Here is a 22946-nt window from a genome sequence, read left to right as displayed (position 1 = left end):
CGGAAGTGGCCTGAGCCGGCATCGACCCATTCATCCATGACAAGAAATCGCTTCGTTATGCGGCGTATCGCCACGACCCTGCTCGTGGCCGGCATCATCGTCTCGCAGGCCGCCTATGCTCAGGTCACGCTCAACTTCGTGAATGCGGATATCGACCAGGTCGCGAAAGCGATCGGCGCCGCGACCGGCAAGACCATCATCGTCGATCCCCGCGTGAAGGGGCAGCTCAATCTCGTGGCCGAACGGCCGGTGCCGGAAGACCAGGCGTTGAAGACGCTGCAGTCCGCGCTGCGCATGCAGGGCTTCGCGCTCGTACAGGATCACGGCGTGCTGAAGGTCGTGCCGGAAGCCGACGCGAAGCTGCAGGGCGTGCCGACCTATGTCGGCAATGCGCCGCAGGCGCGCGGCGACCAGGTGATCACGCAGGTGTTCGAGCTGCACAACGAATCGGCGAACAACCTGCTGCCCGTGCTGCGGCCGCTGATCTCGCCGAACAACACGGTGACGGCCTACCCGGCCAACAACACGATCGTCGTGACCGACTACGCGGACAACGTGCGCCGCATCGCGCAGATCATCGCGGGCGTCGACAGCGCCGCGGGCGCGCAGGTGCAGGTCGTGCCGCTGCGCAACGCGAACGCGATCGACCTCGCCGCGCAGCTGCAGAAAATGCTCGACCCGGGCGCGATCGGCAACAGCGACGCGACGCTGAAGGTATCGGTCACGGCCGACCCGCGCACCAACTCGCTGATGCTGCGTGCGTCGAGCGCGTCGCGCCTCGCGGCCGCGAAGCGCCTCGTGCAGCAGCTCGACGCGCCGAGCGCGGTGCCCGGCAACATGCACGTCGTGCCGCTGCGCAACGCCGATGCGGTCAAGCTCGCGAAGACGCTGCGCGGGATGCTCGGCAAGGGCGGCAACGACAGCGGCTCGTCGGCATCGTCCAACGATGCGAACAGCTTCAACCAGAACGGCGGCTCGTCGTCGAGCGGCAACTTCTCGACCGGCACGTCGGGCACCCCGCCGCTGCCGTCGGGCGGCCTCGGCGGCTCGTCGTCTTCGTCGGCGTACGGCGGCGGCTCGTCCGGCGGCGGCGGGCTCGGCACGGGCGGCCTGCTCGGCGGCGACAAGGACAAGAGCGACGACAACCAGCCGGGCGGGATGATCCAGGCCGACTCGGCGACCAACTCGCTGATCATCACCGCGTCCGATCCGGTTTACCGGAACCTGCGCTCGGTGATCGACCAGCTCGACGCACGACGTGCGCAGGTCTACATCGAAGCGCTGATCGTCGAGCTCAATTCGAATACGTCCGGCAACCTCGGCATCCAGTGGCAGGTGGCGAGCGGCCAGTTCCTGGGCGGCACGAACCTGAATCCGTCGGGCGGTCTGGGCAACAGCATCGTCAACCTGACGGCCGGCGGCTTGACCAATGCCGCCGGCGGGATCACCGGCGGCGGGCTGGCCGCCAATCTCGGACAATTGTCGCAAGGGCTCAACATCGGCTGGCTGCACAACATGTTCGGCGTGCAGGGGCTCGGCGCGCTGTTGCAGTACTTTGCGGGCGTGAGCGACGCGAACGTGCTGTCGACGCCGAACCTGATCACGCTCGACAACGAGGAAGCGAAGATCGTCGTCGGCCAGAACGTGCCGATCGCGACCGGTTCGTATTCGAACCTGACGAGCGGCACGACGAGCAATGCGTTCAATACCTACGACCGTCGCGACGTCGGCCTGACGCTGCACGTGAAGCCGCAGATCACCGACGGCGGGATCCTGAAGCTGCAGCTCTACACGGAGGATTCGGCGGTCGTCAGCGGCACCACGAACGCGCAGACCGGGCCGACCTTCACGAAGCGCTCGATCCAGTCGACGATCCTGGCCGACAACGGCGAGATCATCGTGCTCGGCGGCCTGATGCAGGACAACTACCAGGTGTCGAACAGCAAGGTGCCGCTGCTCGGCGACATCCCGTGGATCGGCCAGTTGTTCCGCTCCGAAACGAAGCTGCGCGCGAAAACCAACCTGATGGTATTCCTGCGCCCGGTGATCATCTCCGATCGCAGTACCGCGCAGGAAGTGACGGCCAACCGCTACGACTACATCCAGGGCGTGACGGGCGCATACAAGTCGGACAACAACGTGATGCGCGACAAGGACGACCCGGTCGTCCCGCCGATGCCGATCGGCCCGAGCCAGGGCGGCACGGCCGCGGGCAACCTGTTCGATCTCGACAAGATGCGTCGCCAGCAGCTGCAGCGCCAGGTGGCGCCGGTGCCGGCCCAGCCGTTGCCGGAGGCGACGCCCGCGCAGCCGCAGAGCGTGCCGCAGCAGGCGGTGCCGCAACAGCCGCTGACCACCGCGCCGGGAGCCTCGCAGTGAGCGACGTGCTCGCGTCTTCCACGCACGACGGCGCGCCGGGCGAACGCCAGCCGCCGTCGCCGCTCGCCGCGCGCCTGCTGCCGTACGGCTTCGCGAAGAGCGGCCAGGTGCTGATCGCGCATCAGCTCGACGACACGCTCGAGGTGTGGATCAGCGAACGCACGAGCGACGCCGCGCTCGCGGAAATCGCGCGCAACTTCGGCTCGATCGCCGTGCATCGCGTGCCGGCCGACGAGCTCGCGCAGGCGATCAACCAGGCCTATGCGCGCCAGGACGGCAGCGCCGCGCAGGTGGTCGGCGAGGTCGAGGGCGAAGTCGACCTGTCGCGGCTGATGCAGGACATCCCCGAGGTCGAGGATCTGCTCGAATCGGAAGACGACGCGCCGATCATCCGGATGATCAACGCGCTGCTCACGCAAGCGGCGCGCGAACAGGCGTCGGACATTCACATCGAGCCGTTCGAGAATGCGTCGGTCGTGCGCTTTCGCGTCGACGGCACGCTGCGCGACGTCGTGCGCCCGAAGAAGGCGCTGCACGGCGCGCTGATCTCGCGGATCAAGATCATGGCGCAGCTCGACATCGCGGAGAAGCGCCTGCCGCAGGACGGCCGCATCACGCTGCGCGTCGGCGGCCGGCCGGTCGACGTGCGCGTGTCGACGCTGCCGACCGGGCACGGCGAGCGCGCGGTGCTGCGTCTGCTGGAAAAGGATGCGCAGCGCCTGAACCTCGAAGCGCTCGGGATGGGCCGCGACACGCTCGTGCAGTTCGACAAGCTGATCGCGCGCCCGCACGGCATCGTGCTCGTCACAGGCCCGACCGGTTCGGGCAAGACGACCACGCTGTACGCGTCGATGTCGCGGCTCGAAACCGCGACGACCAACATCATGACCGTCGAGGACCCGATCGAATACGACCTGTCCGGCATCGGCCAGACGCAGGTGAACGAGCGGATCGGGATGACCTTTGCCCGCGCGCTGCGCTCGATCCTGCGCCAGGACCCGGACGTGATCATGATCGGCGAAATCCGCGACCTCGAAACCGCGCAGATCGCGGTGCAGGCGTCGCTGACGGGCCACCTCGTGCTCGCGACGCTGCACACGAACGACGCGGCGTCCGCCGTCACGCGCCTGACCGACATGGGCGTCGAGCCGTACCTGCTCGCGTCGTCGCTGCTCGGCGTGCTCGCGCAGCGCCTCGTGCGCCAGCTCTGCCCGGTCTGCAAGGAGGAGCGGCACGAGGACGGCCGCACCGTGTGGCATCCGGTCGGTTGCGACAAGTGCGGGCATTCGGGCTACGCGGGCCGGCGCGGGGTCTACGAACTGCTGCTGGTCGACGAGTCGATCCGCACGCTGATTCACCGCAACGCGGCCGATGCCGAGATCCTGGCCGCCGGCCGCGCGCAAGGCATGCGCACGCTGCGCGACGACGCGGAGCGTTGGCTCGCGGCCGGCGCGACGTCGCTCGAGGAAGTGCTGCGCGTGACGGGAGGCGCATAGCGCGATGCCGGCATTCCGTTTCGAAGCGATCGATGCGGCGGGACGCGCGCAGAAAGGCGTCATCGATGCCGACAGTGCGCGCAGCGCGCGCGGCCAGTTGCGCACGCAGGGGCTCACCCCGCTCGTCGTCGAGCCGGCCGCGAGCGCGACGCGCGGCGCGCGCTCGCAGCGGCTCGCGTTCGGCCGCAAGCTGTCGCAGCGCGAACAGGCGATCCTCACGCGCCAGCTCGCGAGCCTGCTGATTGCGGGGCTGCCGCTCGACGAGGCGCTCGGCGTGCTGACCGAGCAGGCCGAGCGCGACTACATCCGCGAACTGATGGCCGCAATCCGCGCGGAAGTGCTCGGCGGCCATTCGCTCGCGAATGCGCTGGGTCAGCATCCGCGCGATTTTCCGGAAATCTATCGCGCGCTGGTCGCGGCCGGCGAACACACCGGCAAGCTCGGCATCGTGCTGTCGCGCCTGGCCGACTACATCGAGCAGAGCAATGCGCTGAAGCAGAAGATCCTGCTGGCGTTCACGTATCCGGGCATCGTCACGCTGATCGCGTTCGGCATCGTCACGTTCCTGCTGAGCTACGTCGTGCCGCAGGTCGTCAACGTGTTCGCGAGCACGAAGCAGCAACTGCCGATCCTCACGGTCGTGATGATGGCGCTGTCGGAATTCGTGCGGCACTGGTGGTGGGCGATCCTGATCGCGGTCGCGCTCGTCGTGTGGTTCGTGAAGGCGACGCTGTCGCGCGCCGGGCCCCGGCTCGCATTCGATCGTTGGGTGCTGACCGCGCCGCTCGCGGGCAAGCTCGTGCGCGGCTACAACACGGTGCGCTTCGCGAGCACGCTCGGCATTCTCACCGCGGCCGGCGTGCCGATCCTGCGCGCGTTGCAGGCGGCCGGCGAGACGCTGTCGAACCGCGCGATGCGCGCGAACATCGACGACGCGATCGTGCGCGTGCGCGAAGGCTCCGCGCTGTCGCGCGCGCTGAACAACGTGAAGACGTTTCCGCCGGTGCTCGTGCACCTGATTCGTTCGGGCGAAGCGACGGGCGACGTGACGACGATGCTGGATCGCGCGGCCGAAGGCGAAGCGCGCGAGCTGGAGCGCCGCACGATGTTCCTGACGAGCCTGCTGGAGCCGCTGCTGATCCTCGCGATGGGCGGCATCGTGCTCGTGATCGTGCTGGCCGTGATGCTGCCGATCATCGAGCTGAACAACATGGTGCAGTGACGCGGCGGCCCGCTTGCCGGGCCGCCGCCGTTCAGCGCATGTAGATCGCGGGGGACGGCGTGTTGGCCGGGAGCTGGATTTCGGCGCGGGCGCCGTTGCGGTCGACGACGATCGAGCGCGGGCGCACTTCGGCGAGCTTCGCGCCGGGCGTGACTTCCGCGCCGAGCGACACGGCGCGCGGCGGTTCGCCGCCGATGCCGACGATCGCCGCGCCGCCGTGATCGAGCGCGAGAATGCCGAACAGGTGGATGTCCTGGACGGGATTCTTGTCGAGCTGACCGCCGAAGAGCGCGGCGGCGTCCTCGGTGCGGATCGGCAGCCGCGCGGCGGCGGCGGGCAGCGGCGCTTCGCGGGCCGACAGCGTGACGACCCAGTAGGTGGCCGTCGCGCACAAACCCGCGAAGAGGGCGAGGGATAGGATCCGGATCGAGAGCGCGTTCATGCGCGCTATTGTACGGATGTATATGAAATTTGCGTTGGGTGAAAGCCCTCGGCGATGCGCGCCTTACAATGCGTGCTCCGCGCCCGCCGGTCCGGAAGGTTGCCGTCAGGCAATCGTCCGGTGCGCCGGGTGCGTCACTCAATCGACGACATTTTTTGGAAAGAGGTAGTCAGTCATGCAAACGTGGATCACTCGCCGCAACGCGGCCGTGCGTCGTCAGCGCGGTTTCACGCTGATCGAGATCATGGTGGTGGTCGCGATCCTCGGGATCCTGGCGGCGCTGATCGTGCCGAAGATCATGAGCCGTCCGGACGAGGCGCGCCGCATCGCCGCGAAGCAGGACATCGGCACGATCATGCAGGCGCTCAAGCTGTACCGTCTGGACAACGGCCGCTATCCGACCCAGGAGCAGGGCCTGAACGCGCTGATCCAGAAGCCGACCACCGATCCGATCCCGAACAACTGGAAGGACGGCGGTTATCTCGAGCGCCTGCCGAACGATCCGTGGGGCAACGGGTACAAGTACCTGAACCCGGGTGTGCACGGCGAGATCGACGTGTTCAGCTACGGCGCCGACGGCAAGGAAGGCGGCGAGAGCAACGACTCCGACATCGGCTCGTGGCAATAAGCCGGCGCTGATCGACCCGACGTTTCGTTTCCGCTCTTCATGCTCGCCATTCGCACGACCTCCCGCTGCGGCCGCGATCGCCGTGTGCGTCGCGGGGCGGTGCCGTCCGTACCGGCCGGCGCCGATGGCGGCTTGACGAAGCGCCGTGCGGCGCGGCGTCGCGCGCGCGGCTTCACGCTGCTCGAAATGCTGGTCGTGCTCGTGATCGCGGGGCTGCTCGTGTCGCTCGCGTCGCTGTCGCTGACGCGCAATCCGCGCACCGACCTGCGCGAGGAAGCGCAGCGCATCGCGCTGCTGTTCGAGACGGCCGGCGACGAAGCGCAGGTGCGCGCGCGTCCGATCGCGTGGCAGCCGACCGCGCACGGTTTCCGTTTCGACGTGAGCTCGCCCGACGGCTGGCGCACGCTGCGCGACGACCTGCTGCGCCCGCGCGACTGGGACGGCGGCGTCACCGGCGCCGACATCGATTACCCGGGCTCGGACACGCACGCGAATCGCGTCGTGTTCGGCACCGAGAGCATCGACACGCCGGTGCGCGTGACGCTGCATTCGGCCGCCGGCAGCGCGACGATCGTCGGCACCGGCAACGGCCGCTACGAGGTGCAATGACGATGCGTCGTCGCCTGCCCTTCCCCGTTGCTTCATCCCGCGGCTTCACGATGATCGAGGTGCTGGTCGCGCTCGCGATCATCGCGGTCGCGCTCGCCGCGTCGATCCGCGCGGTCGGCACGATGGCGACCAACGCGTCCGACCTGCATCGCCGGCTGCTCGCCGGCTGGAGCGCCGACAACGCGCTTGCGCAGTTGCGGCTCACGCATGCGTGGCCGGAGGTCGGCGAACAGAGTTTCGACTGCTCGCAAGGCAACGTGCAGCTCGTCTGCACGCAGCGCGTGAGCACCACGCCGAACCCGGTATTCCGGCGCGTGCGGATTTCGGTGAGCATGCCCGGCCGCGCCGGCGTGCTCGCGCAGATGGTGACGGTGGTCGCGAATGAAACCAGCCGTCCGCTCTGACGCGCCGATGCGCCGCCTGTCCGCTCCCTCGGGCCGCCCTGCCCGCGGCTTCACGCTGATCGAGCTGATGATCGCGATCGCGATTCTCGCGGTGGTCGCGATCCTCGCGTGGCGCGGGCTCGACCAGATCATGCGCGGCCGCGACAAGGTCGCGTCCGCGATGGAGGACGAGCGCGTGTTCGCGCAGATGTTCGACCAGATGCGCATCGACGCGCGGCTCGCCGCGACCGACGACGAGGCCGGCCAGCCGGCGATCGGCGTCGCCGGCAATACGCTGCAGATCGTGCGCGAACTCGACGTGCCGGGCGTCGCGCCGCGGCTGCAGGTGGTCCGCTACCGGATCGCCGGCGGCCGGGTCGTGCGCTATGCATCGCCGCCGATCGACGACACGAACCGGCTGCGCACCCTGCTGAAGGACAGCAGCGTCGAAGGCTGGAGCTGGGTCGCGCTGATGGGCGGCGTCGGCGCGATCGACGCGAAGCTGTACGTGCCGCGCGTGGGCTGGACCACCAACCTGCAGACGGCCGACGAAGCGCTCGCACAGAACAACGACGCGCTCAAGGTGCCGCAGATCGGCAACGCACCGCCCGCGCGCGCGGTGACCGGGCTGCAGGTCAGCATCGGCGCGACGTCGCTGCGCGTGCCGGTCACGCGCATCTTCCTCGTCGGAGAATGACGATGCGTGCGCGCCTTGCCCGCCGAACGCCCGCCCGCCGCCAGCGCGGCGCCGCGATCATCACCGCGCTGCTCGTGGTCGCGCTGTCGGCGATCCTCGTGTCGGGGATGCTGTGGCGCCAGCAGGTGCAGATCCGCCGCATCGAGAACCAGCGCACGATCGCGCAGGCGCAGTGGGTCGCGCGCGGCGCGCTCGACTGGACCCGGATGATCCTGCGCTCCGAAGGCGACACGGCGCCCGGCATCACCTATCTCGGCGGGATCTGGGGCGTGCCGATCGCGAAGACGAAGCTGTCGGATTTTCTCGGCCGGATCGGCTCGCCCAACGACGGCGGCGGCGAAGACACCTATATCTCCGGCTCGATCGAGGACGCGCAGGCGAAGTTCAACCTGCGCAACCTCGTGTCGTCGCCGGCGCCCGGCGTGCTGCAGTTGAACGTCACGCAGATGCAGGCATTTCAGCGCCTGCTGACGACGCTCGGCTACGACAGCGCGTTCGCGAAGCGCATCGCGCTCCAGGTGCGCGCGGGCCTGCTGCATTCGGCCACGCGGTTCCAGATGCCGAACCTGCCCGGCGGCGGCGCGACCGCCGCGAACGCCGCGACCGCACCGGTGACGAGCGGCGACCAGCAGGGCAGCGGCTTCACCGACGATCCCGGCATGGCCGGCGGGGACCGCGGGCCCGCGCCGCTGATGATGACGCGCGTGGACAGCCTGCTCGACGTCGACAGCGTGACGCCCGAGATGGTCGCGCGGCTGCGCCCGTTCGTCACCGTGCTGCCGACCACGACCCCCGTGAACATGAACACCGCGCCGGCCGAAGTGATCGCGGCGCTGGTGCCGGGGATGAGCGTGTCGTCCGCGCAGGCGCTGGTGTCGCGCCGCGAGACCGTGTTCTTCCGGAACGTCGGCGACGTGCAGCTCGCGCTGCGCGGCGCCGGCGCGCCGCCGAACGTGACGATCGACTCGAGCCTCGTCGACGTCAATTCGAGCTATTTCATCGTGCATGGCCGGATCCAGCACGAACGCGCGGAGGTCGACCGCACCTCGCTCGTGTATCGTGATCCGACCACGCACTCGACGCGGGTCGTGCGTATCCGCGACCAGCTATAACGACGCCAATCGGGAGAGGAGCTCTTGTGAGCACGTTGATTGTTTCTTTGCCGCCGCGCGAGCCTGCCGTGCCGTTGCAGGAATGGCAGTGGCCCGAGCTGCCGTTCATGCTCGTCGACAAGGGCGGCCAGGTGCAGCGCGCCGGCCGCGCCGCGCTGGCGCTGCTGCCGCGGGCGAACGCGACGGTGCTGATCGTCGCCGCGCGCGACGTGCTGCTGCTGGCCGCGACCGTGCCGCCGCTGAAGGGGCCGAAGCTGCGCCAGGCGCTGCCCAACATCGTCGAGGATCAGCTGATCCAGGATCCGCTCGGCTGCCACATCGCGCTCGACCCGGCCGCGCTGCCCGACGGGCGCCGCGTGCTGGCCGTCGTCGATCGCGCGTGGTTCCGCACGATCTGCGACGCGTTCACCGCGGCCGGCCACCGGCACCTGAGCGCGGTGCCCGCGACCCGCTGCCTGCCGGCGCCGCGCGCGCCGGCCGAAGCGGCATCCGTCGTGCCGGCGGCCGACGACGAGGCCATCGACACCGCCCCACTCGTCGCGGCCGCGGCCGAGCCGCCTGCCCGCCCGACGACGGTCGCCGCGGTGCTCGGGCTCGCGACGGCGGTCGAACCGGTGCTCGTCGAAGCCGGCGCGCTGCCGGCGGCGGCCGGTGCGCCGCGCCTCGAGCTGGCCGTCGCGCGCGGCGCGCTCGGCGAAGGCTTCGTGGCGCCCGCGTCGCGCGCGGCCGGCACGCTGGCCGCGCTCGCCGGCGGCGGCGACATCGAACTGTACGAACTCGGCGAACCGGGCGCGGAGCCGCGGCTCGCATCGGTTGGCCGCACCGACGGCCCGCTGCTGCCGGGCGCCGCGCCGCTGTCGTTCGACACGTTCGCGCGCCGGGCGCTGACCGAGCCATTCGATCTGTGCCAGTTCGAATTCGAATCGCAGCCGTGGCGCTTCGACCGCGCGACGCTCAAGCGCCTGCGCGTGCCGATCGCGCTCGCTGCGGCGACGCTCGGCGTCGCGGTGATCGGGATGAACCTGCACTGGTGGAAGCTGTCGCGCGAGCGCGATGCGCTGTCCGCGCAGATCACCGAGACGCTGCTGTCCGCGTTCCCGAAGACGACCACCGTGCTCGACCCGCCCGCGCAGATGCAGCGTCAGCTCGACCAGCTGCGCCTTGCGGCCGGCGAGCTGTCGCCGAACGATTTCCTCGCGCTGTCGAGCGGCTTGTCGCGCTCGATGGGTGCGCTGCCGCTGAACGGCATCGCGTCGCTCGACTATCACGACCGTCGGCTCGACGTCGGCTTCAAGCCGGAGGTCAAGGTCGATCCCGATTTCACGCAGCGCCTCGCGCGTAACGGACTGTCCGGCGAAGTCGACAGCAACACGGGCAAATGGACGATCCGGAGCCGCTCATGAAAACCGAACAACTGAACCAGACGCTGACCCAGTTCTGGGGCGAGCGCTCGCCGCGCGAGAAGACGCTGCTCGGCTGGGGCGGCGCCGTGCTGGCGGTCGCGATCGCGTATTCGGTGCTGTGGTCGCCCGCGCAGGAAGGCCGCGCGCGGATCCAGCGCGAATTGCCGACGATGCGTCGCGAACTCGCGCAGATGACCGCGCAGGCGAACGAGGCGAAGTCGCTGACGGCCGCCGCGCAGGGCGTCGCGCCGACCGGCCTCGCGCTGAAGGACGCGCTGACCGCGTCGCTGTCCGATCACGGGTTACAGGGCGCGCAGGTGCAGATCGTCGGCAACGGCGTGCAGATCCAGATGAAGAACGTGTCGTTCCCGGCATGGACCCAGTGGCTCGACGATGCGCGCCGGCAGTTCAAGGTGCAGGTCGGCGAAGCGCACGCCACGGCGCTGAAGGAAGACGGCCAGGTGGACCTGACGGCCGTGATGCAACCTTCCGTCCAGAAGTAGATGACGGCAGTGGATGACGCAAACGAAGGGCGGCCGATGAGGCCGTGGGCAAGGCGGCTCGTCGCCGTATTGCCGTGGGTGCTGGCGGGCGGCCTGGCGACGGCGGTGACGCTCGTCGCGCTCGCGCCGGCCGCGTGGATCGCGCCGCAGTTCGCGCGTGCGACCGGCGGCCACGTGAATCTCGTCGATCCGGACGGGTCGCTGTGGCACGGCTCGGGCACGCTGATGCTCGCGCCGGGCGCCGATCAGAGCGCGGCGACGCTGCTGCCGGGCCGGGTCGAATGGACCACGCGGTTCTGGCCGCTGCTGACCGGGCGCGTGCAGATGCGCATGCGGCAGACGGAAGCGATGCCCGATGCGGTCACGCTCGATGCGACGTGGCGCGGCGCGGTGCTGTCGGCGGGCACGATGGCCGTGCCCGCGTCGCTGCTCGCGGGGCTCGGCACGCCGTTCAACACGCTCGACCTGCAGGGCGACGTGCGGCTCGGCTGGAGCGACTGGCGGCTCATCGGCACCAACGCGTTCGGCCAGTTGACGGTGACGATCGATTCGATGAGTTCGCGCGTGTCGCGCGTGAAGCCGCTCGGTTCGTACCGGGCGGTATTGCAGGCGAAGGGCGCGGGCGCCGATCTCGATCTGTCGACGACGCAGGGCCCGCTGTTCCTCGACGGGCACGGCAGCTTCGGCCCCGGCCAGGGCTCGTTCCGCGGGACCGCGCATGCGGCGCCCGAGCAGCAGGCGAACCTCGCGGGGTTGCTGAACCTGCTCGGGCATCCGATCGGCAACAACCAGGTGTCGCTGATCTTCGGCGACGCGCAGCGCTGAACGCGCGCGTCGGCCGCTTCCCTTCCTACTTCTGCGCGAGCGGCGCGGCGGCCGCCGGTGCGGTGGCCGCTGCCGCACCGGACGCCGGCAAAGGCGCCGGCGCCGCCATGTCGCCGTTCTCGCGCGCCATCTCCGATACGTTCCAGCCGCCGCCAAGGGCCTTCACGAGCCCGACCGACGACACCATCCGCTGCCCGGCGATCGTCGCGAGCTTTTGCTGCGCGGTGAACGCGGTGGTCTGCGCGGTCAGCACGTTCAGGTACGCGACCGTGCCGGCCTTGTACTGGTTCGTGACGATCGCGAGCGCGTGCTCGGCGCTGTCGACGGCCTGCCGCTGCACGTCGATTTCCTGCGCGAGGATGCGCTGCGACGCGAGGTTGTCCTCGACGTCCTGGAATGCGGTGAGCACCGCGAGGCGATAGGCGGCGACGTCCTGGTCGTAGGTCGCGCGCGCGGCGTCGGTCTGCGCGGCGCGCAGCCCCGCGTCGAACAGCGTGGCCGCGAGCTGCGGGCCGACCGTCCAGAAGCGCGCCGGCAGCGTGAACAGCTGCGACCACACCGAGCTCTGGAAGCCGCCGCTCGCCGACAGCGTCAGGGTGGGGAAGAACGCGGCGATCGCGACGCCGATCTGCTCGTTCGCGGCCGCCGCACGGCGCTCGGCCGCCGCGACGTCGGGCCGGCGCTCGAGGATCGCGGACGGCACGTCGACCGGCGTGATCGGCGGCTCGGCCGCGAGCGGGGCCGGCGGCAGCGAGAAGGTCGACGCCGGTTCGCCGATCAGCGTCGCGATCGCATGCTCGTACTGCGCGCGAGCCACGCCGTTGTCGATCTGCGCGGCCTGCGCGCTCTGCAACTGCGTCTGCGCCTGGATCACGTCTGCGCGCGCGGCGACGCCTTGCGCGTACTGGTTCTGCGTGAGCTGCAGCGACCGTTCGTACGACTTCACGGTGTCGTCGAGCAGCTTTTGCAGCGCGTCGGACGTGCGCAACTGGAAATAGGTCTGCGCGAGCAGCGCCTGCTGCGACAGCCGCGCGTTCGCGAGATCGGCCGCGGCGGCCGCTTCGCCGGCGCGCTGCGCGCTGACGGTGCGGCTCACCTTGCCCCACAGATCGGGTTCCCAACTGGCGTCGAGGCCGACGCTGTAGCTGTTGTTGATCGACCCCGTCGATCCGCTGCCGAAATTCGACGACGAGCTCGACGACAGCGACGTGCGCGGCGTCCGCGCGCGCGAGCCCGATGCGCTCAGCCCGACGGTCGGGAAATACGCGGCGCGCGCCTCGGTGACGAGCGCGCGCGCCTGCCGGTAGGCGGCCGCCGATTGCGCGATGGTCTGGTTCGACGCGTTGAGCTTGCCGATCAGCGCATCGAGCTGCGGATCGTTGTAGACCGTCCACCATGCGCCGCGGTCGGCGCGATCGGCGGGCTGCGCGACTTTCCAGCCGGCCGGCGCTTCCTTGAAGGCGGCGGGGATCGACGTGTCGGGCCGGTGATAGTCGGGCCCGACGGCGCAGCCGGCGAGCAGCACGGCCGTCGCAATGGCGACGGCGGCGCTCAGCGGGCGAACGGCGCGCGGGAGGGAGGCGTACGGCATGGTGGTTTTCCTGTCTGGGCGTGGCGGCCGGCGAGCGGCGCCGCGCGATGCGATCGTCGTGCCGCTGGCGGACAAATGGTAACTGACGGCGAGAAAGCTGCGCAGCCCTAAGGGTACGGTGCGCGGCGGCCCGGATGTGTTACCGGCGCGGCCGGCCGGGTTACCGGCCATTACGGCTTGCTTGCGGGACGGCAGGCGGGCGAACGGGCATACGACGCCGGCCGCGCGTGACGCGGCGGGCGATCGGACAGACTGGAATCGGGCCGGGATAGTGTGGCGCGCGGAAGCGGTGCGGCGTCAGTGGCAGCGCACGGGCGCCGGGACGGGTTCGGCGGCGGCGCGCCATGTCGACGGCTCCGTCGCGGCCGGCTGGCTCGTGCGGCGCGCGCCGCCCTTCGCGTTGCGCTGCCGACGATGATCGAACCATGCGAACCCGAGCGCCGCGAGCGAGCCGCCAGGCACGACCAGCATCGTCACGTACAGCGCGATTTTCCAGCCGCGGTGCGGCCCGGAAAACACATGATGAGCGGTATCGGTCAGATTGCGGCGCAACGCGCCGGCGGCATTTTTCAGGAACAGCATCGCGAACATCCTCGGGTGCCCGGCGGTGCGGGCGGATCGGTCAGAACATAGTCTCCGGCAGTGCAACATGCACGTCGTAACTGGTTGACTCAAATAATATTGACTAAGCAATCATTTTTCAAGATACTGGGCGCGTTTTAACCCGAAACGCACTATTGCTGCGCGCGCAATCGTATGACCGGCGGCCTCTACGATCCCGAGAACATCGCGCTGGAAACGAGCCTCGGCTATTACCTGTCGAAGGCGAAGCAGGCGCTCGTCGAGCGGATGGATCGTGCGCTCGAGCCGTTCGACCTCACCGCGCAGCAGATCGGCGTGATCCTGCTGCTGTCGCGCGGCTACGCACGCACGCCGTTCGAACTGTCGCGCAAGATGTCGTACGACAGCGGGTCGATGACGCGCATGCTCGACCGGCTCGAACGCAAGGGGCTGATCGCACGCACGCGCAGCGAGCAGGACCGCCGGATGATCGAACTGACGCTCACCGAGCGCGGCGTCGAAGCCGCCCGCGCGCTGCCGTCGCTGGTCGCGACCGTGCTCAACGCGCAGCTCGAAGGCTTCTCGGCCGACGAACTCGCGACGCTCACCGGCCTGCTGCAGCGCTTCATCGCCAACGGGCCCGGTTCGACCGGCTGCCCGAAGCCTGACGAAGCCGACTGCTGATGCGCGTGGAGCCCCTCATGTCTCAGTTAAACGTTCGCTTATTTCTCTGTCTGGGCAGAAGATGACGAGGCACGCGCTCCACCTTTCCCCTTTTTCATTCCACCCGGCCGGGCCGCGCTGCGTCGCGCGTCCGTACGTTGTGCCGGCGCGTCGCGCGCGCCGCGTCTAGGAGATTCCGATGTCCGCCACCACGGCATCCGCCCCCTCCCCCGCTGCCGAACCGGCACCGCTGACCGGCGGTGCGCTCGCACTGCTGACCGTCGGGCTCGCGCTCGGCACCTTCATGGAAGTGCTCGACACGTCGATCGCGAACGTCGCGGTGCCGACCATCTCGGGCAGCCTCGGCGTCGCGACGAGCGAGGGCACGTGGGTGATTTCGTCGTACTCGGTCGCGTCAGCGATCGCGGTGCCGCTCACCGGCTGGCTCGCGCGGCGGGTCGGCGAAGTGAGGCTGTTCACGCTGTCGGTGCTCGCGTTCACGATCGCGTCGGCGCTGTGCGGCCTCGCGTCGAACTTCGAGACGCTGATCGCGTTCCGGCTGCTGCAGGGCCTCGTGTCGGGGCCGATGGTGCCGCTGTCGCAGACGATCCTGATGCGCAGCTACCCGCCCGCGAAACGCGGGCTCGCACTCGGGCTATGGGCGATGACGGTGATCGTCGCGCCGATCTTCGGCCCGTTGCTGGGCGGCTGGATCAGCGACAACTACACGTGGCCGTGGATCTTCTACATCAACCTGCCGATCGGCGTGTTCTCGGCGACCTGCGCGTACTTCCTGCTGCGCGGCCGCGAAACGAAGACGTCGAAGCAGCGGATCGACGCGATCGGCCTCGCGCTGCTCGTGATCGGCGTGTCGTGCCTGCAGATGATGCTCGACCTCGGCAAGGACCGCGACTGGTTCAACTCGTCGTTCATCGTCGCGCTCGCGCTGATCGCGGTCGTGTCGCTCGCGTTCATGCTGGTGTGGGAGGCGACCGAGAAGGAGCCGGTGGTCGACCTCACGCTCTTCAAGGACCGCAACTTCGCGCTCGGCGCGCTGATCATCTCGTTCGGCTTCATGGCGTTCTTCGGCTCGGTCGTGATCTTTCCGCTGTGGCTGCAGACGGTGATGGGCTACACGGCTGGCAAGGCCGGCCTCGCGACCGCGCCGGTCGGGCTGCTCGCGCTCGTGCTGTCGCCGCTGATCGGCCGCAACATGCACCGGCTCGACCTGCGGATGGTCGCGAGCTTCGCGTTCATCGTGTTCGCGGGCGTGTCGATGTGGAACGCGACGTTCACGCTCGACGTGCCGTTCAACCACGTGATCCTGCCGCGGCTCGTGCAGGGCATCGGCGTCGCGTGTTTCTTCGTGCCGATGACGACGATCACGCTGTCGAGCATCTCCGACGAACGGCTCGCGAGCGCGTCGGGGCTGTCGAACTTCCTGCGCACGCTGTCGGGCGCGATCGGCACCGCGGCCAGCTCGACGTTCTGGGAGAACGACGCGATCTACCATCATGCGCGGCTGTCCGAATCGGTGAGCGTCTACGCGCAGAACACGACCGACTACCAGGGCGCGCTCGCGCAGCTCGGCATCGTCGGCCAGACGGCCAATGCGCAGCTCAACCAGCTCGTCACGCAGCAGGGCTTCATGATGGCGACCAACGACTTCTTCCACTTGTCGGCGGTGGTGTTCATCGCGCTCGCGGCGCTCGTGTGGATCACGAAGCCGAAGAAGGGCGCGGGGCCGGCGATGGGGCATTGAGGACACGCCGGACGGCTTTGTATCGGGCGACCGCGGACCTTGCGGACATGCCCTCTGTGAACTAAGCTAACAAATTGACTAAACTTAGTTCATTTGAGGGATGCCATGCAGACCTACAACATGCATGACGCGAAGACGAACCTGTCGCGTCTGATTGACGAGGCAGTTCACGCGGGTGAACCATTCGTGATCGCGAAGGCCGGCAAGCCGCTCGTCAAGGTCGTGCCGATCGATGCGCCCGAGGTGCCCCGGCCGGCGCGGATCGGCTTCATGAAGGGGCAGATCGTCGTGCCGCCCGACTTCGACACGATGGGCGACGAGGCCATCCGGAAGCTGTTCGAGGGCGACGCGTGAAACTGCTGCTCGATACGCACCTGATCCTTTGGGCGGCGGCGGACGCGACCGAATTGCCGGATCAAGCTCGCACGCTCATCGAGGATCCCGCCCATACCCTGTTGTTCAGCGCTGCAAGTCTGTGGGAGATCGTGATCAAGCGCGGGCTCGACCGCAATGATTTTCAAGTCGATCCGCACGTGCTGCGTCGCAATCTGCTTGACGCCGGCTACGTCGAATTGCCGATCACGAGCGAGCACGTTCTCGCCGTGGAACAACTGCCGGCAGTGCATCGTGATCCGTTCGATCGGGTCCTGATTGCCCAGGCGATTTCGGAAGGCGTCACGTTGCTCACGCACGACCACACGGTGGCCCGGTATCCGGGCCCGATTCGGCACGTCTGATCGCGCCGAGCCTGAGCGACCCTCACTCCCTCGCCCGCAACCCCCCGAACGCCAGATCGTCGCCCGCCGCGAGCGGCAGCGTCGCCCGCGCGACGTCGAGCCATGCCCGCGCCGCGTGCGACAAGTAGCCTTTCTTCAGCCAGCCGAGCGCGATCGCCCACGTGATTTCCGGCTCGACGATCGGCCGGCACGTGAACTGGCCCGCGTCGAGCCGCCGGCAATACGGCTCGGGCAGCAGCGCGATGCCGACGCCCGCATGCACGAGCGCGGCCATGAAATCCCAGTGGCCGCTGCGGCTCACGATCGACGGCGTGAAGCCGGCCTGCCGGCACGCATCGAGCACCGCATCGTGCAGCGCGAGGCTTTCCGCATAGAACACGAACGATTCGCGTGCGAGATCCGCGAGCGGCACGGCCGCGTGCTCCTCCCAGCGCGACTCGCGCGGCGCGACGAGCCACAGCGGCGCGCGCACCATCGGCAGCCGCTCGAACGTGCCCGGATCGACGGGCTCGAGCAGCCCGCCGAGTTCCAGCTCGCCCGACGTCAGCGCGGCCTCGATCATCCGCGCGCCTTGCTCGAACAGCTTCAGCTCGATGTTCGGATAGCGCTGCTTGTATGCGGCGATGATCGGCGTGAACAGCGAACCGCCGAGCGGCGGAATGCCGATGGTCAGCTCGCCGCGTCCGAGCGTGCCGAGATCGTTCAGCTCCGATTGCAGCTGCGCCTGCGCGGCGAGCACGTCCTGGCCGCGCTGGAACACGATCCGCCCGGCGTCGGTCAGCACCATCTGCCGGCCGTCGCGCAGCAGGAGCGGCGAACCGATCTCGTCTTCCAGCGCCTTCACCATCTTGCTGATGGTCGGTTGCGTGACGAACAGCTTGTCGGCCGCCGCAGTGAAGCTCTGCTGGCGAACCACCTCGACGAAGTACCGCAGCGCGCGCAATTCCATCGATCACTCCCCAGATTGGTGCGGCAACATCAAAACGAATTCCGAACTGGAATGATAAGGATAGAGACAAGTCATTTTATTTATGGTTAGGGGAAACCCTATACTGACGCCATCGACAGAAACATCCGTATGGAGCCCGTCATGAACAAGCCGACCGCCACTGCCGCCGCCCGCCCTGCCGCGTCGGGCAGCCTCGCGCACACGGGCCGGATCGTGCTGCAGGCCACCGCGCTCGGCGTGCTGTGGATGGCGGTCGACTGGGCCGTGCGCAAGGTCGGGCTGCCGATTCCGTCCGGCGTGATCGGCCTCGCGGTGCTGCTCGTGCTGCTGTTCTCGGGTCGCGTCGCGCCGGCGTGGGTGAAGGACGGCGCGAACTGGCTGCTGTCCGACATGCTGCTGTTCTTCGTGCCGGCCGCCGTCGCGGCCGTGCAGTACGGCGGGCTGTTCCGCGAGGACGGCTGGCGCATCGCGCTGGTGATGCTCGCCGGCACCGCGTTCGTGATGGTCGCGGTGGCCGTGGCGGTCGATCTCGCCGCGAAGCTCGAACGTCGGCTCGCCGCGCAGCGCGTATTCGCCGAGCGCCGCCGTACGCGCCTGAGCGCCGTCGCTCACTGAGCCGGAGCCGCCCATGCTCGCCGCGCTGTCGAACCTGCCCGCCGATCGCGTGAATACCGCGATCTCCGTCGGCTGCTTCGTGCTGACGGTCGTGCTGTATTTCGCGTCGAAGCGGCTCTATGCGTACAAGAAGACGCTGCTGTTCTCGCCGCTCGTGTTCGTGCCCGGCGTGCTGGTGCTGCTCGTGCTGCTGACCGGCATCCCGTATTCGGTCTATTTCCGCGACACGCGCTGGCTGATGTGGCTGCTCGGCCCGGCGACGATCGCGTTCGCGGTGCCGATCTACGAATATCGCGAGCTGATCCGCCGCCACTGGCTGTCGCTGTCGGTCGGCGTCGCGGTCGGGATCGCCGCGGGCGTATGCGGGTCGCTGCTGCTCGCGAAGCTGCTGCACCTGTCGCCCGAACTGCAGCGCTCGCTGATGACGCGCTCGGTGTCGACGCCGTTCGCGCTCGCCGTGTCGGACAAGATCCACGCGCCGAAGGATCTCACCGCCCTGTTCGTGATCGCGACCGGCATCTGCGGGATGCTGCTCGGCGAACTGGTGCTGGCGCTCGTGCCGATGCGCACCCGGCTCGCACGCGGCGCGCTGTTCGGCGCGGCCGCCCACGGCGTGGGCACCGCGAAGGCGCGCGAGATCGGCAGCGAGGAAGGCGTCGTGTCGAGCCTGACGATGATGATCGCGGGCGTCGCGATGGTGCTGATCGCGCCGCTGCTCACGCTGCTGCCGATCTGACGATGCACGGGCGGGCGCAGCCGCCCGCCCCGCCGTCGCGCCCCGCTCGCTTCCTCCGCCGGCCCGGTTCCGGCCCGCCGCGCTCCACCCTCGCCCCCCTGTTCGTTTTCCCCGCCGTCGCCGTCCGGCGTCGAGCCGACGCCCGGTCGACCGTCGGGACAATCGGCTGAGATAGCCGCAATTCCCCCCTCTTTTCCGCCCATCGGCGTCGGCCCGGATGCCGAACAATGCATGCTACGAGACATCACGCACGCATTCACATGGCCACGACCGCAACCCCGACCGCCGACAAGCCGGCTTCGTCCGGCAAGTTCAAGCGCATCGCGCTCATCGCCGTCATCGCGCTGGGCGCGGCTGCCGCCGCCGCCGGCGGCATGTACGTGTTCCTGAGCAAGGCAGGCGTCGGCCATGCGAGCGCGCCCGCCGAGCCGGCGCCGCTTGCCGCGCCGACGTTTTTCGCGCTCGACCCGCTGACCGTGAACCTGCAGTCCGACGACGGCGCGCAGCACTACCTGCGCGTCGGCCTGTCGCTGAAGCTCACCGACCCGAAGGCGCAGGAGCAACTGACCGCGCGGATGCCGGAGATCCGCAGCCGGATCCTGCTCGCGCTGTCGAACAAGCATCCCGAGGAACTCGCGACGCCGGACGGCAAACGTTCGCTCGCGAACGAGCTGCGGGACCTGATCGAGCAGCCGACGCAGCCGGGCAACCAGCGCGCGAAGGTCGACGACGTCCTGTTCACCGAGTTCGTCGTCCAGTAACGCGGCCGCGAAAGGAGCGCGTATGGGTCACCAGGAGTTCATGTCCCAGGAGGAGGTCGATGCCCTCCTCAAGGGCGTCACGGGCGAAACCGATGCGGTCGACGAGCAGCGCGACACGTCGGGCGTCCGCCCCTACAACATCGCGACGCAGGAGCGCATCGTCCGCGGGCGGATGCCCGGCCTCGAGATCATCAACGACCGCTTCGCGCGCCTGTTGCGGATCGGCATCTTCAACTTCATGCGGCGCACGGCGGAAATCTCCGTCAGCCAGGTGAAGGTGCAGAAGTACAGCGAATTCACCCGCAACCTGCCGATTCCGACGAACCTGAACCTGGTGCACGTGAAGCCGCTGCGCGGCACGTCGCTGTTCGTGTTCGACCCGAACCTCGTGTTCTTCGTCGTCGACAACCTGTTCGGCGGCGACGGGCGCTTCCACACGCGCGTCGAGGGCCGCGATTTCACGGCCACCGAGCAGCGGATCATCGGCAAGCTGCTGAACCTCGTGTTCGAGCACTACACGACCGCATGGAAAAGCGTGCGGCCGCTGCAGTTCGAATTCGTGCGCTCCGAAATGCACACGCAGTTCGCGAACGTCGCGACGCCGAACGAGATCGTGATCGTCACGCAGTTCTCGATCGAATTCGGGCCGACGGGCGGCACGCTGCACATCTGCATGCCGTACTCGATGATCGAGCCGATCCGCGACGTGCTCAGCTCGCCGATCCAGGGCGAGGCGCTCGAAGTCGACCGCCGCTGGGTGCGCGTGCTGTCGCAGCAGGTGCAGGCCGCCGAAGTCGAGCTGACCGCGAATCTGGCCGAGATCCCGTCGACGTTCGAGAAGATCCTGAACCTGCGCGCGGGCGACGTGCTGCCGCTGGAGATCGAGGACACGATCACCGCGAAGGTCGACGGCGTGCCGGTGATGGAGTGCGGCTACGGAATTTTCAATGGTCAATATGCGTTGCGCGTGCAGAAGATGATCGGCGCGAGCGATTCGATGAAGGAAGGTGGATATGAGTGAGCTGAACCAGACGCCCGACGACGACATGCAGGCGATGGCCGATGCGGCCCTCGCGGCGTCGGCCGCCGACGCGCAGGCGCCGGCCGCGGCCGACGAGGATCCGGGCATGGACGACTGGGCGGCCGCGCTCGCCGAGCAGAACCAGCAGCCGGTGCAGGCCGGGGCGACGGGCGCCGGCGTGTTCCAGCCGCTGTCGAAGGCCGCGGCGAACTCGACGCACAACGACATCGAGATGATCCTCGACATCCCGGTCAAGATGACCGTGGAGCTCGGCCGCACGAAGATCGCGATCCGCAACCTGCTGCAGCTCGCGCAGGGTTCGGTCGTCGAGCTCGACGGCATGGCCGGCGAGCCGATGGACGTGCTCGTGAACGGCTGCCTGATCGCGCAGGGCGAGGTCGTGGTCGTCAACGACAAGTTCGGCATCCGCCTGACCGACATCATCACGCCGGCCGAACGCATCCGGAAGCTCAATCGATGAACGTCGCGATGCCCGGCCAGCGTGCAGGCGGCGCGATCGCGGCGACGGCGCTGGCCGCCGTCGCGGCGCTCTCGTGCGCGCCGGCCGGCGCCGCCGACATGAACGCGGTAAACCATGCCGGTTCGATCGCGGCGAGCGTGACGGTCGGTTCGGCCGCGCCGTCGCTCGGCATCGGCGCGGTGCTGCAGACGCTCGTCGGGCTCGCGGTCGTGATCGGCCTCGTGTTCGCGTGCGCATGGCTCGCCCGCCGCTTCGGCTTCCAGCCCGCACGGCGCGGCGGCCCGCTGAAGGTCGTGTCGAGCGTCGGGCTCGGCGCGAAGGAAAGCGCGACGATCGTCGAGATCGGCGACACCTGGCTCGTGCTCGGCGTCGCGCCGGGCAACGTGCGCTTGCTGCATACGCTGCCGGCCGGTTCGGCGGCGGCCGCCGCGACCGCGGGTTCGGCCCCGGCCGACGCGGCTGCCGGCAGCCATGCGTCCGACGCCGGCCTGCCCGGCACGTTCGGCTCGCGGTTTCGCGCCGCGCTCGCGGGCGAAGCCGCGAAACGCCTCGGTCGCGGCAAGGACCGCTGACATGGCGCCGCGCCCTCTTTCCGACCTCGCATTCCGATGAAACACGTATTCCTGCGGCGCGCGGCGCGCGTCGCGCCCGTGCTGATCCTCTGTCTCGCGCCCGCGCTTGCCTGCGCGCAGGCGAACGGCCTGCCCGCGTTCAACGCGAGCCCGGGCCCGCACGGCGGCACCACCTATTCGCTGAGCGTGCAGACGATGCTGCTGCTCACGATGCTGTCGTTCCTGCCGGCGATGCTGCTGATGATGACGAGCTTCACGCGCATCATCATCGTGCTGTCGCTGCTGCGCCAGGCGCTCGGCACCGCGACGACGCCGCCGAACCAGGTGCTCGTCGGCCTCGCAATGTTCCTCACCTTCTTCGTGATGTCGCCGGTGCTCGACCGGGCGTACAACGACGGCTACAAGCCGTTCTCCGACGGCTCGATGCCGATGGAGCAGGCCGTGCAGCGCGGCGTCGCGCCGTTCAAGACCTTCATGCTCAAGCAGACCCGCGAGACCGATCTCGCGCTGTTCGCGAAGATCTCGAAGGCCGCGCCGATGCAAGGCCCCGAGGACGTGCCGCTGTCGCTGCTGGTGCCCGCGTTCGTCACGAGCGAGCTGAAGACCGGCTTCCAGATCGGCTTCACGGTGTTCATCCCGTTCCTGATCATCGACATGGTCGTCGCGAGCGTGCTGATGTCGATGGGGATGATGATGGTGTCGCCGTCCACCGTGTCGCTGCCGTTCAAGCTGATGCTGTTCGTGCTGGTCGACGGCTGGCAACTGCTGATCGGCTCGCTCGCGCAGAGCTTCACGTAA

Annotated in this window: 26 protein-coding genes; 22 read left to right on the top strand and 4 right to left on the bottom strand. The window is 68.9% G+C overall.

Going from position 1 to position 22946, the window contains the following annotated elements:
* Window positions 1-36: 36 nt before the first annotated feature.
* From gspD to gspF, 3 genes are read left to right on the top strand one after another with little or no spacing between them, the layout of a single operon-like run.
* Entirely contained in the window at window positions 37-2379 is a 2343-nt protein-coding gene (gene gspD / locus WS95_RS26900; protein WP_059827080.1) for a type II secretion system secretin GspD, read from the top strand.
* 5 nt (window positions 2380-2384) lie between these two features.
* On the top strand, window positions 2385-3875 hold the full coding sequence (gene gspE / locus WS95_RS26895) for a type II secretion system ATPase GspE (protein WP_306453340.1): 1491 nt from the start codon (window positions 2385-2387) through the stop codon (window positions 3873-3875).
* 4 nt (window positions 3876-3879) lie between these two features.
* Window positions 3880-5097, top strand: a complete 1218-nt coding sequence (gene gspF / locus WS95_RS26890; RefSeq protein ID WP_034209670.1) for a type II secretion system inner membrane protein GspF — start codon at window positions 3880-3882, stop codon at window positions 5095-5097.
* Window positions 5098-5128: 31 nt separating this feature from the next.
* Here the strand turns inward: gspF and WS95_RS26885 are convergent, their stop codons facing one another.
* Window positions 5129-5539 (bottom strand): type II secretion system protein N, encoded by a 411-nt coding sequence (locus WS95_RS26885; RefSeq protein ID WP_034209671.1) that lies wholly within the window; start codon window positions 5537-5539, stop codon window positions 5129-5131.
* A 175-nt stretch (window positions 5540-5714) separates the two neighbouring features.
* On the opposite strand from WS95_RS26885, the gene gspG reads away from it, so the two are divergent.
* From gspG to WS95_RS26845, 8 genes are read left to right on the top strand one after another with little or no spacing between them, the layout of a single operon-like run.
* Window positions 5715-6167: a type II secretion system major pseudopilin GspG gene (gene gspG, locus WS95_RS26880; protein WP_027783126.1), complete on the top strand. Its 453-nt coding sequence runs from the start codon at window positions 5715-5717 to the stop codon at window positions 6165-6167.
* A 39-nt stretch (window positions 6168-6206) separates the two neighbouring features.
* Entirely contained in the window at window positions 6207-6776 is a 570-nt protein-coding gene (locus WS95_RS26875; protein WP_034209672.1) for a GspH/FimT family pseudopilin, read from the top strand.
* 2 nt (window positions 6777-6778) lie between these two features.
* Entirely contained in the window at window positions 6779-7180 is a 402-nt protein-coding gene (gene gspI / locus WS95_RS26870) for a type II secretion system minor pseudopilin GspI (RefSeq protein ID WP_059780481.1), read from the top strand.
* A gap of 7 nt (window positions 7181-7187) precedes the next feature.
* Window positions 7188-7856 (top strand): PulJ/GspJ family protein, encoded by a 669-nt coding sequence (locus WS95_RS26865; RefSeq protein WP_034209673.1) that lies wholly within the window; start codon window positions 7188-7190, stop codon window positions 7854-7856.
* Between the two features lie 2 nt (window positions 7857-7858).
* Complete coding sequence (gspK, locus tag WS95_RS26860; protein ID WP_059827194.1) at window positions 7859-8968, top strand: type II secretion system minor pseudopilin GspK; 1110 nt, start codon at window positions 7859-7861, stop codon at window positions 8966-8968.
* 26 nt (window positions 8969-8994) lie between these two features.
* Window positions 8995-10371, top strand: a complete 1377-nt coding sequence (gene gspL, locus WS95_RS26855) for a type II secretion system protein GspL (RefSeq protein WP_059827078.1) — start codon at window positions 8995-8997, stop codon at window positions 10369-10371.
* Window positions 10368-10874: a type II secretion system protein GspM gene (gspM, locus tag WS95_RS26850; RefSeq protein ID WP_034209865.1), complete on the top strand. Its 507-nt coding sequence runs from the start codon at window positions 10368-10370 to the stop codon at window positions 10872-10874. The genes gspL and gspM overlap by 4 nt, the downstream gene beginning before the upstream one ends.
* Before the next feature lie 36 nt (window positions 10875-10910).
* A complete protein-coding gene (locus WS95_RS26845; RefSeq protein ID WP_059780483.1) occupies window positions 10911-11699 on the top strand; it encodes a type II secretion system protein N in 789 nt (262 codons plus the stop codon).
* A gap of 25 nt (window positions 11700-11724) precedes the next feature.
* On the opposite strand, the gene WS95_RS26840 is transcribed toward WS95_RS26845, so the two are convergent.
* On the bottom strand, window positions 11725-13290 hold the full coding sequence (locus WS95_RS26840; RefSeq protein ID WP_059827077.1) for an efflux transporter outer membrane subunit: 1566 nt from the start codon (window positions 13288-13290) through the stop codon (window positions 11725-11727).
* A 297-nt stretch (window positions 13291-13587) separates the two neighbouring features.
* On the bottom strand, window positions 13588-13872 hold the full coding sequence (locus tag WS95_RS26835) for a multidrug ABC transporter ATPase (RefSeq protein ID WP_082725042.1): 285 nt from the start codon (window positions 13870-13872) through the stop codon (window positions 13588-13590).
* Between the two features lie 174 nt (window positions 13873-14046).
* Here WS95_RS26835 and WS95_RS26830 point away from each other — a divergent pair, with 174 nt between their 5' ends.
* The 4 genes from WS95_RS26830 (at window position 14047) to WS95_RS26815 (ending at window position 17013) form a co-directional block, all read left to right on the top strand.
* Window positions 14047-14535: a MarR family winged helix-turn-helix transcriptional regulator gene (locus tag WS95_RS26830; protein ID WP_059780439.1), complete on the top strand. Its 489-nt coding sequence runs from the start codon at window positions 14047-14049 to the stop codon at window positions 14533-14535.
* 178 nt (window positions 14536-14713) lie between these two features.
* Window positions 14714-16276 carry a DHA2 family efflux MFS transporter permease subunit gene (locus WS95_RS26825; RefSeq protein ID WP_034209680.1) on the top strand — a complete coding sequence of 521 codons (1563 nt, stop codon included), beginning with the start codon at window positions 14714-14716 and terminating at the stop codon, window positions 16274-16276.
* Between the two features lie 105 nt (window positions 16277-16381).
* Window positions 16382-16630 carry a type II toxin-antitoxin system Phd/YefM family antitoxin gene (locus tag WS95_RS26820; RefSeq protein ID WP_059827074.1) on the top strand — a complete coding sequence of 83 codons (249 nt, stop codon included), beginning with the start codon at window positions 16382-16384 and terminating at the stop codon, window positions 16628-16630.
* Window positions 16627-17013: a type II toxin-antitoxin system VapC family toxin gene (locus tag WS95_RS26815; protein WP_059827072.1), complete on the top strand. Its 387-nt coding sequence runs from the start codon at window positions 16627-16629 to the stop codon at window positions 17011-17013. Before WS95_RS26820 ends, WS95_RS26815 begins: the two co-directional genes overlap by 4 nt.
* Window positions 17014-17035: 22 nt before the next feature.
* On the opposite strand, the gene WS95_RS26810 is transcribed toward WS95_RS26815, so the two are convergent.
* Window positions 17036-17962: a LysR family transcriptional regulator gene (locus WS95_RS26810; protein WP_059780442.1), complete on the bottom strand. Its 927-nt coding sequence runs from the start codon at window positions 17960-17962 to the stop codon at window positions 17036-17038.
* A 141-nt stretch (window positions 17963-18103) separates the two neighbouring features.
* Here WS95_RS26810 and WS95_RS26805 point away from each other — a divergent pair, with 141 nt between their 5' ends.
* The 7 genes from WS95_RS26805 to fliP all read left to right on the top strand — a co-directional run bounded on the left by WS95_RS26805 (window position 18104) and on the right by fliP (window position 22946).
* Window positions 18104-18577, top strand: a complete 474-nt coding sequence (locus tag WS95_RS26805; protein WP_059827192.1) for a CidA/LrgA family protein — start codon at window positions 18104-18106, stop codon at window positions 18575-18577.
* Between the two features lie 13 nt (window positions 18578-18590).
* The gene (locus WS95_RS26800) at window positions 18591-19313 is read left to right on the top strand and encodes an LrgB family protein (protein WP_059503099.1); all 723 of its coding nucleotides are present in this window, start codon (window positions 18591-18593) and stop codon (window positions 19311-19313) included.
* A 260-nt stretch (window positions 19314-19573) separates the two neighbouring features.
* Window positions 19574-20074, top strand: coding sequence for a flagellar basal body-associated protein FliL (gene fliL / locus WS95_RS26795; protein ID WP_034209686.1), 501 nt, complete (start codon window positions 19574-19576; stop codon window positions 20072-20074).
* Between the two features lie 22 nt (window positions 20075-20096).
* Complete coding sequence (fliM, locus tag WS95_RS26790; RefSeq protein WP_034209687.1) at window positions 20097-21095, top strand: flagellar motor switch protein FliM; 999 nt, start codon at window positions 20097-20099, stop codon at window positions 21093-21095.
* Window positions 21088-21576, top strand: a complete 489-nt coding sequence (gene fliN / locus WS95_RS26785; protein ID WP_034209688.1) for a flagellar motor switch protein FliN — start codon at window positions 21088-21090, stop codon at window positions 21574-21576. Before fliM ends, fliN begins: the two co-directional genes overlap by 8 nt.
* On the top strand, window positions 21573-22148 hold the full coding sequence (gene fliO / locus WS95_RS26780) for a flagellar biosynthetic protein FliO (protein ID WP_059827070.1): 576 nt from the start codon (window positions 21573-21575) through the stop codon (window positions 22146-22148). Before fliN ends, fliO begins: the two co-directional genes overlap by 4 nt.
* A 36-nt stretch (window positions 22149-22184) precedes the next feature.
* Complete coding sequence (fliP, locus tag WS95_RS26775) at window positions 22185-22946, top strand: flagellar type III secretion system pore protein FliP (protein WP_059827068.1); 762 nt, start codon at window positions 22185-22187, stop codon at window positions 22944-22946.

Source organism: Burkholderia sp. MSMB1826 (assembly GCF_001526325.1).
Classification (GTDB): Bacteria; Pseudomonadota; Gammaproteobacteria; order Burkholderiales; family Burkholderiaceae; genus Burkholderia.
The sequence above is the reverse complement of the archived record's forward strand: the minus strand, read 5'-3'. Positions and strand labels throughout refer to the sequence as shown.

What these genes read in the sequence shown, in the direction of transcription:
- gspF (WP_034209670.1), top strand. Translation starts at nt 3,880, where the DNA reads ATGCCGGCATTCCGTTTCGAAGCGATCGATGCGGCGGGACGCGCGCAG.
- WS95_RS26820 (WP_059827074.1), top strand. Translation starts at nt 16,382, where the DNA reads ATGCAGACCTACAACATGCATGACGCGAAGACGAACCTGTCGCGTCTG.
- WS95_RS26885 (WP_034209671.1), bottom strand. Translation starts at nt 5,539, where the DNA reads ATGAACGCGCTCTCGATCCGGATCCTATCCCTCGCCCTCTTCGCGGGT.
- gspK (WP_059827194.1), top strand. Translation starts at nt 7,859, where the DNA reads ATGCGTGCGCGCCTTGCCCGCCGAACGCCCGCCCGCCGCCAGCGCGGC.
- WS95_RS26805 (WP_059827192.1), top strand. Translation starts at nt 18,104, where the DNA reads ATGAACAAGCCGACCGCCACTGCCGCCGCCCGCCCTGCCGCGTCGGGC.
- gspI (WP_059780481.1), top strand. Translation starts at nt 6,779, where the DNA reads ATGCGTCGTCGCCTGCCCTTCCCCGTTGCTTCATCCCGCGGCTTCACG.
- fliP (WP_059827068.1), top strand. Translation starts at nt 22,185, where the DNA reads ATGAAACACGTATTCCTGCGGCGCGCGGCGCGCGTCGCGCCCGTGCTG.
- WS95_RS26830 (WP_059780439.1), top strand. Translation starts at nt 14,047, where the DNA reads ATGACCGGCGGCCTCTACGATCCCGAGAACATCGCGCTGGAAACGAGC.
- WS95_RS26840 (WP_059827077.1), bottom strand. Translation starts at nt 13,290, where the DNA reads ATGCCGTACGCCTCCCTCCCGCGCGCCGTTCGCCCGCTGAGCGCCGCC.
- WS95_RS26810 (WP_059780442.1), bottom strand. Translation starts at nt 17,962, where the DNA reads ATGGAATTGCGCGCGCTGCGGTACTTCGTCGAGGTGGTTCGCCAGCAG.
- gspG (WP_027783126.1), top strand. Translation starts at nt 5,715, where the DNA reads ATGCAAACGTGGATCACTCGCCGCAACGCGGCCGTGCGTCGTCAGCGC.
- WS95_RS26845 (WP_059780483.1), top strand. Translation starts at nt 10,911, where the DNA reads ATGAGGCCGTGGGCAAGGCGGCTCGTCGCCGTATTGCCGTGGGTGCTG.
- gspM (WP_034209865.1), top strand. Translation starts at nt 10,368, where the DNA reads ATGAAAACCGAACAACTGAACCAGACGCTGACCCAGTTCTGGGGCGAG.
- WS95_RS26875 (WP_034209672.1), top strand. Translation starts at nt 6,207, where the DNA reads ATGCTCGCCATTCGCACGACCTCCCGCTGCGGCCGCGATCGCCGTGTG.
- fliM (WP_034209687.1), top strand. Translation starts at nt 20,097, where the DNA reads ATGGGTCACCAGGAGTTCATGTCCCAGGAGGAGGTCGATGCCCTCCTC.
- gspD (WP_059827080.1), top strand. Translation starts at nt 37, where the DNA reads ATGACAAGAAATCGCTTCGTTATGCGGCGTATCGCCACGACCCTGCTC.
- WS95_RS26800 (WP_059503099.1), top strand. Translation starts at nt 18,591, where the DNA reads ATGCTCGCCGCGCTGTCGAACCTGCCCGCCGATCGCGTGAATACCGCG.
- fliN (WP_034209688.1), top strand. Translation starts at nt 21,088, where the DNA reads ATGAGTGAGCTGAACCAGACGCCCGACGACGACATGCAGGCGATGGCC.
- WS95_RS26835 (WP_082725042.1), bottom strand. Translation starts at nt 13,872, where the DNA reads ATGCTGTTCCTGAAAAATGCCGCCGGCGCGTTGCGCCGCAATCTGACC.
- fliO (WP_059827070.1), top strand. Translation starts at nt 21,573, where the DNA reads ATGAACGTCGCGATGCCCGGCCAGCGTGCAGGCGGCGCGATCGCGGCG.
- fliL (WP_034209686.1), top strand. Translation starts at nt 19,574, where the DNA reads ATGGCCACGACCGCAACCCCGACCGCCGACAAGCCGGCTTCGTCCGGC.
- WS95_RS26825 (WP_034209680.1), top strand. Translation starts at nt 14,714, where the DNA reads ATGTCCGCCACCACGGCATCCGCCCCCTCCCCCGCTGCCGAACCGGCA.
- WS95_RS26865 (WP_034209673.1), top strand. Translation starts at nt 7,188, where the DNA reads ATGCGCCGCCTGTCCGCTCCCTCGGGCCGCCCTGCCCGCGGCTTCACG.